Here is a 15,098-nt window from a genome sequence, read left to right as displayed (position 1 = left end):
TTGAAGACTCGTAATGACAATCAACGAGACCGGTCGGCATCGGCCGGCTCGGTCAGAAATTTCACGTCCCGCGACGAACTCGCGAGATGTTGCCCGCCATCGACATACAACACCGTGCCGGTGACGGCAGGCGCCTCCGCCAGATAGGCGACGGCCTGGGCAATGTCCTCCGGCGTGGACGACGCCCCCAGCGGCGTGGCGGCATGTGCCGCAGCAAACCCCGCCGGGGTCTGATCGACCGACAGGAGCGTGACACCGGGCGCCACGCCAACCACACGCAGACGCGGCGCGAAGGCCTGCGCCAGCAGCGTCGTCGCCACATCGAGCGCCGCTTTCGACAGTGTGTACGACAGATAGTCCGGATTCGGATTCGCCAGCTTCTGATCCAGCAAGTTGACGACAACGCCGCGCCCGGTCTCGCCCAATGCGGCGTGCATTTCGCGCGCAAGCACAAGCGGTGCGCCCGCGTTCACCCGCATGTGACGCTCCAGCGCCTGATACCCGAAATCGTCGGCGCTATCGTATTCGAAGCGCGAGGCGTTATTCACCAGGCAGCGCGGCACGCCCAGCGTTTCACGGCAGCGGGCGATCAGCCCGGCCGTGGCGGCTTCGTCGGCAAGCGACGCCTGCAACGCCACCGCGCGGCGACCCATGGCTTCGATGGCCGCGACGGTTTCGAGCGCCTCGTCGTGCGAGCGCTCGTAATGGACCGCGACGTCCCAGCCCAGGCCAGCCAGCTTCAGCGCAATGGCCCGGCCGATGCGACGTGCGCCGCCGGTCACGAGCGCTACGCGCGGCACGTCGGACGTGCGGGCAGTGTCGCTTGCGGCGGAGGCGGGGCGTGGCGTCGATGCAACGGTCATGCGGCGATTTCCTGTCGAATGCCTGTCTGCGGGCAGGACGATGAGCTAACTTCGGGCGGCACAGCGCAAGGTTTGCGGCGGGACTCGGCAATCGCTCGCGCCGTCGCGGCCCTCCGGGCGGAGGGCAAACGTTGCGCAAACTAGCGAAAACCTCGCCAAAACCATCGAAAACCGGCAAAAATCGGCGCAAAATCCCCCGATTTCGCCCGCAGACGCTGCGATGTCAACCATAGCAGCCAGTCCGCACGGTCTCCGTTACAATGCCCGCATGAATCAGGCCGCACCGAAACCCCATAGTTTACCCGTTCCGGAGACGGACGCGCTCGAACACTCGCGTCGCCTCACGGCATATCTCGCCGACGCCATTGCGGCGAACGGCGATTGGCTGCCGTTCGACCGCTTCATGGAACTCGCGCTGTACGCACCCGGCCTTGGCTACTACGCCGCCGGTGCTGCCAAATTCGGACGTCTCGCCGCCGACGGCAGCGACTTCGTCACCGCACCGGAACTCACACCGTTCTTCGCACGAACGCTGGCGCGCCAGCTCGGCGAGATCTTCGAGCAGACGGGCGACACGCGCGTGCTGGAATTCGGCGCCGGCTCCGGTCGCCTCGCCGCCGACCTGCTGCTCGCACTCGATGCGCAAGGCACGCCGTGCGAGCAGTACTCGATCATGGAGTTGTCCGGCGAGCTTCGCGCGCGTCAGCGCGACACCATCGAAAAGTCCGCACCGCATCTGCTCGATCGCGTGACGTGGCTCGACCAGCTACCCGACGCCTTCGAGGGCGTGATGCTCGGCAACGAAGTGCTCGACGCCATGCCGGTGCGCCTGTGGGCGCGTCGCCCTGACGCGAACGGCCACCCCGTGTGGTTCGAGCGCGGTGTCGTGCTTACGCCGGATGGCTTCGCATGGGAGGAGCGCCTTTACACAGGCCGCCTGCCCGAAGCCCTCGACGCGCTGGCCGATCTGCCGCCGACGCAGGAATATCTGACGGAGACGCACGAAGCGGCGGCTGCCTTTGTGCGCAGTGTGGCGCCGCTGCTCGCCCGTGGCGTGCTGCTGTTGATCGACTACGGATTCCCGGCCCGCGAGTACTACCATCCGCAGCGGGCGGGCGGCACGCTGATGTGCCACTACCGACATCACGCGCACGACGATCCGTTCTATTACCCGGGCTTGCAGGACATCACGGCACACGTGGAGTTTTCGGGCGTGGCCGACGCAGGCGTCGAGGCTGGTCTCGACCTGCTGGGCTTTACCTCGCAAGCACGCTTCCTGATGAACGCGGGCATCGTCGATCTGATGAGCGCGCTGGACCCGACCGATCCGAAGACCTTCCTGCCGGCGGCCGCTGCGGCACAAAAGCTGTTGTCCGAGGCCGAGATGGGCGAGTTGTTCAAGGTCATCGCCTTCGGGCGCGGCATGGACGAATGGGCGGGCCTGATCGGATTCGCCACGGGCGACCGCAGTCACGCGCTCTGATCCGCATCCCCTACCCCCAACCAGACGCCACCGAGAGGCCACGCCGATGTTTCGCTGGATGTTCACCATCTTCTTCGCGATCTGCGTTCTCTCGGCGGCCGCACCGTGGCTCACCAAGCTCGGCATCGGCCGCCTGCCCGGTGACGTGCGTCTGCGCTGGCGCGGCAAGGAGATGGTCTTCCCGTTTGCGTCGACCGTCCTGCTCTCGCTCGTCTTCAACCTGCTGATTCGTTTGTTGTAAGCCGCTCGGCGCGCTCTTTCCCGTCGCAACACCTGTTGCAACGCGTTTCGCTTTCTTCCCCGCCCCCCGCTTCCGCTGACAGCCTCGCCTTGGGCTGCGCCTGTGCTTTCCGTCGCGCCACCCCTGCCATTTTTCAGGGTTAACTACGATTTGATCATTTGTTGCAAAAAAATTAACATGAAACAAATGATTCAGTTATGGATCACGGAAAGACCTTCTTAGGAGCAGGACATGACCGAAACACGATTGACCGGGGTAATGCGTGGCGCGCGTGGCGCACGCGAGTTGCGTGCGGTGTTGGGCGTAGCGATGATGGCGGTCGCCGGCGCGGCGCTGGCTCAGGGCGCATCGGAAACACTGCAAAAGATCGAGAGCAGCGGCGTGATCTCGATCGGCCATCGCGAGTCGTCGATCCCGTTCTCCTACTACGACAACAATCACAACGTCATCGGTTACTCGCAGGACCTCTGCAACAAGGTCGTCGACGCGGTGAAAACCCGTCTGAAGAAGCCCGACCTTCAGGTGCGCTTCATTCCCGTCACCTCACAGAACCGTATCGCGCTCGTGCAGAACGGCACGGTCGACATCGAATGTGGCGTAACGACGAACCTCAAGGCGCGTCAGGCACAGGTCAATTTCTCGAACACGTTCTTCATTGCCGGCACCCGCCTGCTCGTGAGCAAGACCAGTGGCGTGAAGGATTTCCCGGATCTCGCGGGTAAGGCGGTGGTGACCAATGCCGGCACGACCTCGGAGCGCATCCTCAACAAGATGAACAACGAGAAGAAGATGAACATGAACGTCATCTCCGGCAAGGATTACGGCGAGTCGTTCACGATGCTGCAAGGCGGACGCGTGCAGGCGTTCATGATGGACGACGTGCTGCTCGCCGGCGCCCGCACGATGGGCCGCACCCCCGATGACTGGGTCGTGACGGGCACGCCGCAGTCGTTCGAGGCTTACGGCTTCATGATGAAACACGGCGATGCCGAGTTCAAAAAGCTCGTGGACGATACGCTGGCGGGCGTCATGAAAAGCGGCGAGATCAACACGATGTACAAGAAGTGGTTCGAATCGCCGGTGCCGCCCAAGAACATCAGCTTCAACTTCCCGATGAGCGAACAGCTCAAGCAGCTTTACGCCAATCCGAACGACAAGGCGTTCGAGTGATCTGAGTCGCGCTCACTCCCCTTCGCCGTGCAGTCCGGCGGCGGCAACGGCATCGATACGCGCGGCCTGCACCGCTTCGCGTATTTTCGCGGGATGGTCGGCGTACTGACGTGCGACCGCCCCCGCATCGATGCTACGTGCGGCGTCCAGCGCCGCCATCAGACGCGCGCGCTGAGGATACGGCGCAGTGGCGAAGTCACCGCCCCGCCCTCGTGCGTCGGCCTCACAGGCTTGCAGGATCTCGACGAACCGTTCGGGCTTGCGCAACGCATCGCACCGCTCCAGCAGACGCACCAGCGCCCCCGCGCCGAACTTCCCGCTCGCATGGATGTTGCCATGCTCGCGCGCGACGACCTGCGCCAGCTCACGACAGTCCACGGGCACCCGCAAGCGCGCGCATAGCGGTCCGAGCAATCCGACGCTACGGCCTTCGTGTCCGATGTGACGCGGCAGCACGTCCTCCGGCGTCGTTCCCTTGCCCAGATCGTGCGTGAGGGCGGCGAAGCGCACCGGCAGCGAATAGCCCTGCGTCGCGGCGTAGTCGAGCACCATCATCACGTGCACGCCGGTATCCACTTCCGGATGAAAGTCGGCACGTTGCGGCACGCCCCACAGTTGTTCGACCTCGGGAAGAATACGCGCGAGCGCCCCGGACGCACGCAACACGTCGAACATCCGTGACGGCCGATGTTCCATCAGACCGCGCGAGAGTTCCTGCCAGACACGCTCCGCTACCAACGCATCCACCTCGCCGTTGCCGGTCATCTCACGCATGAGCGCAAGCGTCTCGTCGGCGACGGTAAAGTCGGTGAACCGCGCGGCAAAGCGTGCGCATCGCAGAATCCGCACCGGATCCTCCGCGAACGCTTCGCCCACATGCCGGAACAGTCGCGCGTCCAGATCGCGCTTGCCGCCGTAGGGATCGACGAGCACGCTGGAAAGACTGTCGTCCGGCAGCACCTCGCGGGCCATCGCGTTGATGGTGAAGTCGCGCCGGATCAGATCCTCTTCGAGGGTGACTTCCGGCGCGAAGTAGAACGAGAAGCCGTGATAACCGCGCGCCGTCTTGCGTTCGGTACGCGCGAGGGCATACTCGGCCTGTGTTTTGGGATGGAGGAATACCGGGAAGTCGCGACCGACCGGGCGGAAGCCCTTCGCCACCATTTCCTCGGGCGTGGCGCCGACCACGACGTAGTCGCGATCCTTGACGGGCAGGCCAAGCATCTCGTCGCGAATCGCACCACCGACAGCGTAGATCTTCATGGGCGCGCGTCGTAGAAAGCGACGCTTTGCGTCTCCGCGCGCCCCGCGGCGACCCACGCCTGCACGGCCGGCACTTGGCGAATCCGGTCGGCGTAGGCCTGCGCATGCACGGATAACTTCGGCTCGAACGTCGCGAAACGCATCACCACGGGCGCATAGAAAGCGTCGGCAATCGAAAAGTCGCCGAACAGGAACGGCCCTTCATAGCGTGCGAGGCAATCCTCCCAGATCGCTTCGACACGACGGATATCGGCGAGCACTTCCGGCGTGGCGCTTGCGCCTGGCCAGTGCGCCGCAACGTTCATCCACATATGCGTGCGCAGCGCCGTGAAACCGCTATGCATCTCGGCACAGACGCTGCGCGCATGCGCCCGCGCGCCGAGCGCTTTGGGCCAGAGCGGAAGATGCGGATAGGCGTCTGCCAGATACTCGGAGATGGCGAGCGAGTCCCACACGGTGATGCCGTTGTCGATCAGACAGGGGACTTTGCCCGTGGGGGAATACCGCAGGATCTGTTCGCGCGAGTCGGGCTGCGCGAGCCACACGTTCTTCTCCTCGAATGCGATGCCGAAATGCTTGAGCAGCACCCACGGGCGCATCGACCACGAGGAGTATTTTTTGTTGGCGATGATGAGTTGCATGAGGACTTTCCTTCCCCACGCGGCGAGGTCACGCCGCGTGTTGTCATTGCGATGGCAAATACTTGAGGTGGCGAGGCGGCGAGCCGCGGACCGACGTTCGCCGGCAGCGCGCCCGGGAACCTCAGCGCCCGGCGAAGCGCCGGTAATCCGCCATCTTTTTTTCCCAGATACCGCCGTTGAGGTAATCGACGGCGATTTCCAGCCCGTTCGGCGTCAGGCCGAGCTCCGGTGCAAGCGGACCGGTCATGACGTTGTCTACGGTCATCGAATCGAGATTGTCGCGCGTAATGATCGGCTCGCCCGGCAACTTCTCGAAGAGCATGGCCTGAAGCCGCGCCGTACTGTCCGGCAGCGCCAGTATCGGACGCTCGCAACCGCACGCCGCACCGGCGAAGCGCACCAGCGCTTCCAGCGTGTACACGTCCGGGCCGCCAAGCTCATAGGTCTTGCCAACGGTCGTGTCGTTCTCGAGCGCGGTGGCGAACGCCTGCGCGACATCCGCCACATACACCGGTTGAAAGCGGGCCTGCGCACTCGCCAGCGGCACGATGGGCAAGCGGCGTTGCAGCTTCGCAAACGTATTCAGAAAGTTGTCGTCGGGACCGAACACCACTGACGGACGAAAGATCGTGGCGGCAATGCCCGTCTCGCGAATCGCCGTCTCTCCGTCGCCCTTGGAGCGCTGATACATGCTCGGGCCGTTCGGGTCGGCGCCCAGCGCGCTCATATGGAGGACGCGGGTGACGCCCCGATCCGTGCACGCCTGCGCGATCTTCCGCGGCAGTTCCACATGCACCCGAGCGAACGCGCGACCGTAGGGCGTGCCCCGGTCGCTATGCAGAATGCCCGCAAGATTGATGACGGCGTCGCTACCGGCGATCACACGCTCCAGCGCGCGCGGGTCGTGTACGTCGCACTCGACCAGTTCGACGCCAGGCAGCACCGCAAGCGCCTTGGCCGCTTCCACGCGCCGCGTGGGCAGACGCACGGCATGTCCCAACGTCACCAGTCTCGCCACCAGATGGCTACCGATGAAGCCCGTGCCACCGACGATACAAACGTTATAGCGCATGCGTCACCTCCGCGTTATGACCACGGGTACGCGGCCCCGACCGCTGCCCTGTCACTGGGGCAGGATTACGCCGAGCCGCTCCTTGAGCGATTGCGGACGGCCCGTGATGATGGCCGAGTAATACGTGGTATTCGACAGCACGTTCTCGACATACTGACGTGTTTCGTTAAACGGAATCGTCTCCGCGAAGATCGCGCCCTCGACCGGGCGATCGAGCGTGGAGCGCCACGTACGCGGGCGCCCTGGACCTGCGTTGTAACCCGCCGACGCCAGCACGGCCGAACCGTCGAACTGATTGTAGATACCCGACAGGTAGCTCGTGCCCAGACGGATATTGGTATCGATGTCGTGCATCATGCCCGGGCTGTAATCCATGCCGATCTGCTTGGCGACCATCTTGGCCGTAGCGGGCATGACCTGCATCAGACCGCCGGCGCCGGCCGACGAACGGGCATTGATGATGAAGCGCGACTCCTGACGAATCAGACCGTAAGCCCACGCTTCGTCGAGATCGACACTCTTGGAGAAACGATCGACCTTGTCGCGGAACGGCATCAGATAGCGCAACGTAAAGTCATGCTCGACCTTCGTGCGATCCGCCGTATTCACTGCGCGGTCGAACAGCTCGATGCCGTTCGCATACTGCGCGGCGGCGATCAACTGACGATCCGTCATGCTGCGCAGTTCCCAGTTCCACTCACGGTTGCCCTCGAAACGCAGGCCCAGATCGTAGAACTTCGCCGCGCGCAGGAAACCGGGGTTCGAGCGGTTGGCGTCGATTTCGGCTTGCGTCACGACGGTACGTGCAGGCAGTGCCGTCTTGTTGCCCAGTTCCTCGTTCGCCAGTTGGCCGTAGAAGTTCGGTTGCGACGCGATCTTCTGGAACTGCGCCCGGGCGGCATCGCCCTGACCGGCTTCGCGCAGCGCACGGCCATACCAGTAAGTCCAGACACCGTCGTCGCGCAATGCCGTGGGCATGGCTTCGATGCCGGTACGCACGAGGTTCCAGTCACCCGCACGCAACGCCGCACGGATCTTCCATTCCTGTGCCGTATTCGAAAGCTTGGCGCTGCCCGCCTGACGATACCAGTTGATCGCCATCGGGTTCTGCGACAGCGCGCCGCGCATGCCGATCGCCCCCCAGCCGATGGCGCGCTCGTCCTGCGACAGGCTGCCGGCAATGCTGCCGAAGCTGCTGGCGGCGAGCATGGCGTCCGAACGGGCCATGCGAACGACGGCGAGCAACGCCAGTTGACGCGACGCCTCCGAGCCGTCCACGCCGCGCGCCAGAATCTGCGCCGGGCGCGACGCCGCCATATCGAGCAGGTTGTCGTCCGGGCGCACAGCGCCGAGCGCGTCGGCGATCTGCTTGCCAAGCGAGGTGTAGTTCTCCTCGTAAGCCAGACGAATCTGATGCCAGACTTCCTTGCGCGGCAACTGACCGCTCGCGGCCAGCGTGTTGATCATGTCGACGCATCCCTCGCCGTAGTACTTCGGCGTGGTCAGCAGATCGGTGGCCGCCTGCGTGACGTTTTCCCCGCGCGAGGCCCGCGACATCAACGCGTAGCACTTGACCTGGGTGTCGTCGTCGAGCACGAATTTCGGATATTGCGCATCGAACGTCTGCCAGTCGTGACGTTTGCCGAGCACCAGCAGCCAGTCGTTGCGCATGCGGTCGGCGATGGCCTGGCCGTCATACGCGCGCAAGAAGGCGCGGATATCGTCGTCGGGGGTGTCGATCAGCGCCTTGCCCGAGCGGTCGAACATGCGCGACTTGATCTGGAAGTACTGGACGTACGACGGCACGTCGTAGTCGGAGAGCATGGCGGCGAGCGCGGTGGCGCGCGGCGCATCGTTGCTGCGGGCGGCTTCGCGCAACTGTACGAAGATGTCGTCCGGCGAGCGCTGCGACAGCGTATCGGCCGATGTGGCAGACGTGGCCGAGCGGCTTGCCGTCGACTGCCCCTTGGGACGGCCGGTCGCCTCGGTCGTGCTGCATGCCACGAGCGTGGCAGCGGTCAGGGCAAGCGCGGCGGCGCGATATACTCGGGTCAAACGTTCGGACATCTTCGGGGGAGCGTCGGGTAAAAAGTGAATTCAAGCATAGCACGGGACCCCGCCCAATCGGCGGCGCAAACGTCGCGAAATGCGGCGGATGCAACGGCCGCGAAAGCCCAATTGCGCCGCGCGTTGCTCGACGCTCGCAGCACGCTCGACGCCCGTCCGGCACGCGACGGCGCACTCGCCGTGCGGCTGGCCGACGAACTCGCGCGCCGCGCCCCGCGCTGCATCGGCTTCTACTGGCCGATCCAGCACGAATTCGATGCGCGCGCCGTCATCTCCGCCTGGCTGAGCGCCGCCCCCGCAGGCACCCTGCGGCTGGCCGCACTGCCGGTCGTCACCGCCCCGGCCACGCCGCTCGTCTTCCATCGCTGGAGCCCCGACACGCCCATGACGCAAGGCCGCTACCGCATTCCGGTGCCGCAGGACACCGAAGTGCTGGTGCCCGACCTGCTGCTGGTGCCGTGCGTCGGCTTCACGCGCGACGGCTTGCGGCTCGGCTACGGCGGCGGCTTCTACGACCGCACCCTGCATTCGATGACCCCCGCGCCGCAAACGCTCGGCATTGCGTACGACGCCCTCGAAATCGATCATCTCGACGCCGAGGCCCACGATCTGGCGCTCGACGCCATCGTCACAGAATCGGCCACCTTCGCCCGCGTCCTCACCGGCGCTACGACCCCCACCGTCACCCCCGGTCATCCACGCTAATCCATGACAACGCTCAAGATCCTGCCGCTCGGCGACAGTGCGCTCGTATGCGAAGCGGGGACGACCCCCACGCTCGCCACGCAGCGCCGTGTCTGGCATGTGGCGGCCCTCGCCCGCGACTGGCCCGACGTGCGCGAAGTCGTGCCGGGCATGAACAACCTCACGCTGCTTTTCGACCCGCTCGCCACCGACATCGACGTGCTGAGCGAGCGTCTGCGCGAGGTCTGGCAGATGCCACCCGCCGCCGGCGAGGTCGGCCGCGACATCGAGATCCCGGTGCACTACGGCGGCAAGCACGGCCCCGACCTTGCCGACGTCGCCAAACATGCGCGCCTGCAACCGAAGACCGTCGTGCAGCGCCACACCGCACCGGAATACGTTGTCTATTTCATTGGCTTTCAGCCGGGCTTCGCTTATCTCGGCGGGCTGGACGATTCCATCGCCACCCCCCGCCGTGCGGAGCCGCGCCTGTCCGTACCAGCCGGTTCGGTAGGCATTGGCGGTAACCAGACCGGCATCTACCCGCTCAGTTCGCCCGGCGGCTGGCAGATCATCGGCCATGCCACGCGCGCCTTGTTCGACCCCGCCGCGACCCCGCCCGCCCTGCTGGCGCCGGGCGACCGCGTGCGCTTCACCATCGCGAGTCTCGACCTGTGATCGACATCCTGCGTGCCGGCCTGCTTACTACCGTTCAGGACCTGGGCCGAACCCGTCAGCGCGAATTCGGCGTCGCCAGCGGCGGCGCCCTCGACCCGCTCGCCTGCGCCGTCGCCAATCGCCTCGTGGGCAACGCACTGAACGCCGCCACCCTCGAAATCACGATGGGGACGTGCGCACTGCGCTTCAAGTCGGCCACGCTCGTCGCGCTGACCGGCGCCGACTGCCATGCCGAACTCGACGGCCAGCCCGTGTGGTCGTGGTGGCGCTTTCGCGTCACACGCGGGCAGACATTGACGCTGCATCCCTCGCGCTTCGGCATGCGCACGTATCTCGCCGTGGCCGGGGGTATCGACGTGCCCGAAACCCTCGGCTCGCGCAGTACCGACCTCACGGCGGGCTTCGGCGGCTTCGAGGGGCGGGCCCTGCGCGACGGCGACCGCATCGCCATCGGCCAGCCAAGCGCCGCCGCGCGCGACGCCGAGCCGCTGGGCGTGCGTCCGCCGCTGTGGTTGTCGGACCCGCTGGCGCATCGCGTACGCGTGTTGCCCGGGCCGGAATATGACGACTTCACGACGGCAGCCCACAAGAGCTTCTGGGAAAATCCGTGGCAGGTCACGCCCAACAGCAATCGCATGGGCTATCGCCTGTCGGGGCCGGAGCCGCTCGCGCGCAAGAAGAACCGCATGCACGACCTGCTCTCGCACGGCGTGCTGCCCGGCGTCATTCAGGTGCCGCCGTCGGGCCAGCCGATCATTCTGCTGGCCGACGCCCAGACGACCGGCGGCTATCCGAAGATCGGCACCGTCATCAGCGCAGATCTGTGGCGGCTCGGTCAGGCGCGGCTCGGCAGCACGCTGTATTTTTCGGAATGCACGGCGGCCGAAGCGCGCGAAGCGATCCGCGAACAACTGCGTTATCTTGAGCAGATCGAGCGCGCACTCGCTTGGCACGATCGCGGCATTTTGCAAAAGCCGAAGCTGGTGGCCATTACCCGGCTGCCGCGCAAGAGCGCCTGAGTGAAGAAGAGAAGACGGGAACCGAGGCCAGAGCGAGTGCTGCCGTTCCCGCAGGAGAATGTATGACGAAGATCGATCTGAACGTCGACCTCGGAGAAGGTTGCGATGACGACGAAGCGCTGCTCGCGCTCGTGAGTTCGGCGAATGTGGCGTGCGGCTGGCACGCGGGCGACGCCGGCACGATGCAACAGGTGGTGCGATGGGCACTGGAGAACGGCGTCGCCATCGGGGCGCATCCGAGCTTCCCCGACCGGGAGAATTTCGGACGCACCGAAATGCAACTCCCGCTCGACGAGATTCGCGCCGGCATGCTGTACCAGATCGGCGCGCTCGCGGCGATGGTACGCGCGCAGGGCGGCTGGCTCACGCACGTCAAACCGCATGGCGCGCTCTACAATCAGGCGGCCCGCGATCCGGCACTGGCCGAGACGCTCGTCGAGGCGATTCGCGCGTTCGACACCGACCTCGCGGTCTTCGGGCTGGCGGGCGGCGAACTGGTGAAGGCGGCACGCGCGGCGGGCATGCACGCGGTCGAGGAAGTGTTCGCCGATCGCGGCTACAACCCGGACGGCTCGCTGGTCAAACGCGGCACGCCCGGCGCCCTGATCGAGCGCGAAGAAGACGCGCTGGCGCAAACGTTGATGATGGTGCGCGAGCAACGCGTGCGCGCGATCGACGGTACGTTCGTGCCGATTCAGGCGCAGACCGTCTGCCTGCACGGGGACGGCGAGCACGCGCTGGAGTTTGCCCAACGCATCCGCCGCTTCCTGCTCAACGAGGGCGTGGAAATCGCACCGGCTCGCTGACGTCTCCCGAACCGTTCAAATGACAACGCCGTCCGCGGACTTCCCGGACGGCGTTTTTTACTTGCGCGATGCGCGATGCCGGAGCCCTCCCCGGCATCGACGCGATGCTTACTGCCCCAGCGTCGGCATCACCAGCGACGACGTGGCGTTTGCCGGACGCCCTTCCGACCAGCGACGGGTCACGACCTTCGAGCGCGTGTAGAAACGCACCGACTCCGGCCCGTAGATGTGCTGATCGCCGAACAGCGAATTGCGCCAGCCGCCGAACGAGAAGTACGACACCGGCACCGGGATCGGCACGTTCACGCCGACCATGCCGACTTCGATTTCGTCTTCGAAACGACGCGCAGCGCCGCCCGACGTCGTGAACACCGCCGTGCCGTTGGCATACGGATTACGGTTGATGAGGGCGATCGCCTCTTCCAGCGTATTCACGCGCACCACCGACAGCACCGGCCCGAAAATTTCGTTGCGGTAGATCGACATCTCCGGCGTCACGTTATCGAACAGGCACGGACCGATGAAGAAACCGTTGTCGCGCTGCGCCACCTTGAGGTCGCGACCGTCGACGACGAGCCTGGCGCCTTCATCCACCCCGGCGTCGACGAAGCCCTTCACCTTGTCGCAGTGCACGCGGGTGATCAGCGGTCCCATCTGCGCGACGGGGTCGGTGCCGTCGCCGACCGGCAGCGACTTCGCGGCTTGCGCGAGACGCGCGACCAGTTCGTCCGCCACATCGCCCACGGCCACCGCCACCGAGATCGCCATGCAGCGCTCGCCGGCCGAGCCGTACGCCGCGCCCATGAGGGCGTCGACGGTGAAATCGAGATCGGCGTCGGGCATCACCACACCGTGGTTTTTCGCGCCGCCGAGCGCCTGCACGCGCTTGCCGTGCGCCGATGCCGTGCTGTAGATGTACTGTGCGATGGGCGTCGAGCCGACGAACGACACGGCGCTCACATCCGGATGCGTGAGCAGCGCATCGACGGCCGCCTTGTCGCCGTTCACGACGTTGAGCACGCCGTCCGGCAGCCCGGCGTCCTTGGCCAGACGCACGAGCAGCAGCGCCGCCGACGGCACTTTCTCCGACGGCTTGAGCACGAACGTGTTGCCGCAGGCCACCGCCATCGGGAACATCCACAGCGGCACCATCGCCGGGAAGTTGAACGGCGTAATGCCGGCGCACACGCCAACCGCCTGATGGATCGAATACGTATCGACGCCCGTGCCGACCTGCGGCGCGATCTCGCCCTTGAGCAGATGCGGAATGCCGATGGCGAACTCGACGACTTCGATGCCGCGCGTGACTTCGCCGCGGGCGTCGTCGAGCGTCTTGCCGTGTTCCTGCGTGATCAGTTGCACGAGCGCTTCGCGATTCGTCTCCAGCAGCTCGCGATACTTCATCATCACGCGGGCGCGCTTCATCGGCGGCGTGGCGCGCCAGGCCGGCAATGCGGCGCGGGCGGCGGCGACCGCCTGCGCGACGTCTGCCGCGCCGCCCAATGCCACCTGACGGATCACCTCGCCGGTGGCCGGGTTCGTCACTTCGCCGAAACGCAGTTCGGCTTCGCCCGATGCCACGGCGGCGCCGCCAATCCAATGCTCGATACGTTCGGTGCTGACTCGTTGATTCATGTCGATATCCGTGAAAGCTGTGTCGTTGGCAGACGTCTGCTAGGCAGACGCCTGTCGTTGATAGATCAGGTATGTCTGAGGCGGACGTGTGCCCGCCCTGCCACTACGCTCAGGCCGTCTCGCGAATCGCTTCGGCCACCGTGCCGAACAGTTCGTCGATCTGCGCTTCGCTGATGATGAGCGGCGGCGAGAACGCCAGAATGTCGCCCGTGTAGCGCACCAGCACGCCCTTCTCGAAGCACTTCACGAAGATTTCGTGGGCGCGCGCGCCGGGCTTGCCGTCGCGCGTCGACAGTTCGATACCGCCGACCAGCCCAAGATTGCGAATGTCGAGAACGTTCGGCAGGTCGCGCAGCCCGTGAATCGCCTTCTCGAAGTGCGGCGCCAGTTTGGCGGCGCGCTCGAACAGGCCATCGTTCTTGTACAGGTCGAGCGCGGCGCAGGCAGCGGCGGCGGCCAGCGGGTGGCCCGAGTACGTGTAGCCGTGGAAGAACTCGATGGCGCCGGCGTTGCCAGCGTTCACGATGGTGTCGTGCACGTTCGTCTTCACCGCGACGGCGCCCATCGGCACCGCGGCGTTGTTCACGCCCTTGGCCATCGTGATGATGTCCGGCGTTACGCCGAAATACTGTGCCGCGAACGGCTTGCCCAGACGGCCGAGGCCCGTGATGACCTCGTCGAAAATCAGCAGAATGCCGTGCTTGTCGCAGATTTCACGCAGCTTTTGCAGATAGCCCTGCGGCGGCACCAGCACGCCGGTGGAGCCTGCCAGCGGCTCGACGATCACGGCGGCGATGGTCGATGCGTCGTGCAGCGTGACCAGACGTTCGAGTTCGTCGGCCAGATGAGCGCCCCACGTCGGCTGGCCCTTCGTGAAAGCGGCTTCCTTGATGTTGAGCGTGTGCGGCAGATGGTCCACAGCGGGCAGCAACTGGCCCGAGTACGCCTTGCGGTTCGGCGAGATGCCGCCGACCGAGATGCCGCCGAAGCCCACGCCGTGATAGCCGCGCTCACGACCGATGAGCCGCGTGCGCTGGCCCTCCCCACGGGCACGATGGTAGGCGAGCGCCATCTTCAGCGCAGTGTCGACCGATTCCGACCCCGAGTTCGTGAAGAAGACGCGGTCGAGGCCCTGCGGGGTGATCTCGGCGATCTTGGCGGCGGCTTCGAACGCCTTCGGGTGGCCCATCTGGAACGTAGGGGCGAAGTCCATCTCACCGGCCTGCTGACGGATCGCCTCGACGATCTCCGTACGGCAGTGTCCCGCGTTCACGCACCACAGACCGGCCGTGCCGTCGAGAATCTGACGATTGTCCGACGACGTGTAATACATGCCCTCGGCCTTCACCAGCAGACGCGGCGAGCTCTTGAACTGGCGGTTGTTGGTGAACGGCATCCAGAACGCCGTCATGTCGAGATTCAGTTCTTTCATCATGTTCATCGCGGGTCTCCCCAGGGGGCTTGGCTCGGTCAGGG

The 15,098-nt window shown here is 65.5% G+C and carries 14 protein-coding genes; 7 read left to right on the top strand and 7 right to left on the bottom strand.

What is annotated here, in order from left to right; translation table 11 throughout:
- Positions 1-20: 20 nt before the first annotated feature.
- Positions 21-863 (bottom strand): SDR family oxidoreductase, encoded by an 843-nt coding sequence (locus C5N93_RS21005; protein ID WP_242560762.1) that lies wholly within the window; start codon positions 861-863, stop codon positions 21-23.
- Between the two features lie 268 nt (positions 864-1,131).
- Between C5N93_RS21005 and C5N93_RS21000 the strand changes: the two genes are divergently transcribed.
- From C5N93_RS21000 to C5N93_RS20990, 3 genes are all read left to right on the top strand, one after another.
- Positions 1,132-2,346 (top strand): SAM-dependent methyltransferase, encoded by a 1,215-nt coding sequence (locus tag C5N93_RS21000; RefSeq protein WP_242560934.1) that lies wholly within the window; start codon positions 1,132-1,134, stop codon positions 2,344-2,346.
- A gap of 46 nt (positions 2,347-2,392) precedes the next feature.
- The gene (locus tag C5N93_RS20995) at positions 2,393-2,587 is read left to right on the top strand and encodes a DUF2905 domain-containing protein (RefSeq protein WP_044453465.1); all 195 of its coding nucleotides are present in this window, start codon (positions 2,393-2,395) and stop codon (positions 2,585-2,587) included.
- Between the two features lie 309 nt (positions 2,588-2,896).
- Positions 2,897-3,757 carry a glutamate/aspartate ABC transporter substrate-binding protein gene (locus tag C5N93_RS20990; RefSeq protein ID WP_242560933.1) on the top strand — a complete coding sequence of 287 codons (861 nt, stop codon included), beginning with the start codon at positions 2,897-2,899 and terminating at the stop codon, positions 3,755-3,757.
- A gap of 12 nt (positions 3,758-3,769) precedes the next feature.
- Here C5N93_RS20990 and C5N93_RS20985 read toward each other — a convergent pair whose 3' ends face one another.
- The 4 genes from C5N93_RS20985 to C5N93_RS20970 all read right to left on the bottom strand — a co-directional run bounded on the left by C5N93_RS20985 (position 3,770) and on the right by C5N93_RS20970 (position 8,800).
- Positions 3,770-5,020, bottom strand: coding sequence for a multifunctional CCA addition/repair protein (locus tag C5N93_RS20985; RefSeq protein ID WP_242560761.1), 1,251 nt, complete (start codon positions 5,018-5,020; stop codon positions 3,770-3,772).
- Positions 5,017-5,661 (bottom strand): glutathione S-transferase family protein, encoded by a 645-nt coding sequence (locus C5N93_RS20980; protein WP_242560760.1) that lies wholly within the window; start codon positions 5,659-5,661, stop codon positions 5,017-5,019. Before C5N93_RS20980 ends, C5N93_RS20985 begins: the two co-directional genes overlap by 4 nt.
- Positions 5,662-5,782: 121 nt before the next feature.
- Positions 5,783-6,733, bottom strand: coding sequence for a complex I NDUFA9 subunit family protein (locus C5N93_RS20975; protein WP_242560759.1), 951 nt, complete (start codon positions 6,731-6,733; stop codon positions 5,783-5,785).
- Between the two features lie 51 nt (positions 6,734-6,784).
- On the bottom strand, positions 6,785-8,800 hold the full coding sequence (locus C5N93_RS20970; RefSeq protein WP_242560758.1) for a lytic transglycosylase domain-containing protein: 2,016 nt from the start codon (positions 8,798-8,800) through the stop codon (positions 6,785-6,787).
- A 24-nt stretch (positions 8,801-8,824) separates the two neighbouring features.
- Here C5N93_RS20970 and C5N93_RS20965 point away from each other — a divergent pair, with 24 nt between their 5' ends.
- From C5N93_RS20965 to pxpA, 4 genes are all read left to right on the top strand, one after another.
- Positions 8,825-9,505 (top strand): 5-formyltetrahydrofolate cyclo-ligase, encoded by a 681-nt coding sequence (locus C5N93_RS20965; RefSeq protein WP_347403317.1) that lies wholly within the window; start codon positions 8,825-8,827, stop codon positions 9,503-9,505.
- A 3-nt stretch (positions 9,506-9,508) separates the two neighbouring features.
- Positions 9,509-10,162: a 5-oxoprolinase subunit PxpB gene (pxpB, locus tag C5N93_RS20960; protein ID WP_242560757.1), complete on the top strand. Its 654-nt coding sequence runs from the start codon at positions 9,509-9,511 to the stop codon at positions 10,160-10,162.
- Complete coding sequence (locus C5N93_RS20955) at positions 10,159-11,181, top strand: biotin-dependent carboxyltransferase family protein (protein ID WP_242560756.1); 1,023 nt, start codon at positions 10,159-10,161, stop codon at positions 11,179-11,181. Before pxpB ends, C5N93_RS20955 begins: the two co-directional genes overlap by 4 nt.
- Before the next feature lie 62 nt (positions 11,182-11,243).
- Positions 11,244-11,987, top strand: coding sequence for a 5-oxoprolinase subunit PxpA (gene pxpA / locus C5N93_RS20950; RefSeq protein WP_242560755.1), 744 nt, complete (start codon positions 11,244-11,246; stop codon positions 11,985-11,987).
- A 108-nt stretch (positions 11,988-12,095) separates the two neighbouring features.
- Here pxpA and C5N93_RS20945 read toward each other — a convergent pair whose 3' ends face one another.
- Complete coding sequence (locus tag C5N93_RS20945) at positions 12,096-13,622, bottom strand: CoA-acylating methylmalonate-semialdehyde dehydrogenase (RefSeq protein ID WP_242560754.1); 1,527 nt, start codon at positions 13,620-13,622, stop codon at positions 12,096-12,098.
- Between the two features lie 109 nt (positions 13,623-13,731).
- The gene (locus C5N93_RS20940) at positions 13,732-15,063 is read right to left on the bottom strand and encodes an aspartate aminotransferase family protein (RefSeq protein WP_139133171.1); all 1,332 of its coding nucleotides are present in this window, start codon (positions 15,061-15,063) and stop codon (positions 13,732-13,734) included.
- Positions 15,064-15,098: the final 35 nt, after the last annotated feature.

It is taken from the genome of Pandoraea sp. LA3, assembly GCF_022696215.1.
GTDB classification, from domain to species: domain Bacteria; phylum Pseudomonadota; class Gammaproteobacteria; order Burkholderiales; family Burkholderiaceae; genus Pandoraea; species Pandoraea capi.
Note: the sequence above shows the minus strand (reverse complement) of the source record. Positions and strands in the feature narration are given on the sequence as shown.

Bases quoted from the DNA above. Each gene is read 5' to 3' on its own strand.
- C5N93_RS21005 (WP_242560762.1), bottom strand. From the start codon at position 863: ATGACCGTTGCATCGACGCCACGCCCCGCCTCCGCCGCAAGCGACACT.
- C5N93_RS21000 (WP_242560934.1), top strand. From the start codon at position 1,132: ATGAATCAGGCCGCACCGAAACCCCATAGTTTACCCGTTCCGGAGACG.
- C5N93_RS20995 (WP_044453465.1), top strand. From the start codon at position 2,393: ATGTTTCGCTGGATGTTCACCATCTTCTTCGCGATCTGCGTTCTCTCG.
- C5N93_RS20990 (WP_242560933.1), top strand. From the start codon at position 2,897: ATGATGGCGGTCGCCGGCGCGGCGCTGGCTCAGGGCGCATCGGAAACA.
- C5N93_RS20985 (WP_242560761.1), bottom strand. From the start codon at position 5,020: ATGAAGATCTACGCTGTCGGTGGTGCGATTCGCGACGAGATGCTTGGC.
- C5N93_RS20980 (WP_242560760.1), bottom strand. From the start codon at position 5,661: ATGCAACTCATCATCGCCAACAAAAAATACTCCTCGTGGTCGATGCGC.
- C5N93_RS20975 (WP_242560759.1), bottom strand. From the start codon at position 6,733: ATGCGCTATAACGTTTGTATCGTCGGTGGCACGGGCTTCATCGGTAGC.
- C5N93_RS20970 (WP_242560758.1), bottom strand. From the start codon at position 8,800: ATGTCCGAACGTTTGACCCGAGTATATCGCGCCGCCGCGCTTGCCCTG.
- pxpB (WP_242560757.1), top strand. From the start codon at position 9,509: ATGACAACGCTCAAGATCCTGCCGCTCGGCGACAGTGCGCTCGTATGC.
- pxpA (WP_242560755.1), top strand. From the start codon at position 11,244: ATGACGAAGATCGATCTGAACGTCGACCTCGGAGAAGGTTGCGATGAC.
- C5N93_RS20945 (WP_242560754.1), bottom strand. From the start codon at position 13,622: ATGAATCAACGAGTCAGCACCGAACGTATCGAGCATTGGATTGGCGGC.
- C5N93_RS20940 (WP_139133171.1), bottom strand. From the start codon at position 15,063: ATGAACATGATGAAAGAACTGAATCTCGACATGACGGCGTTCTGGATG.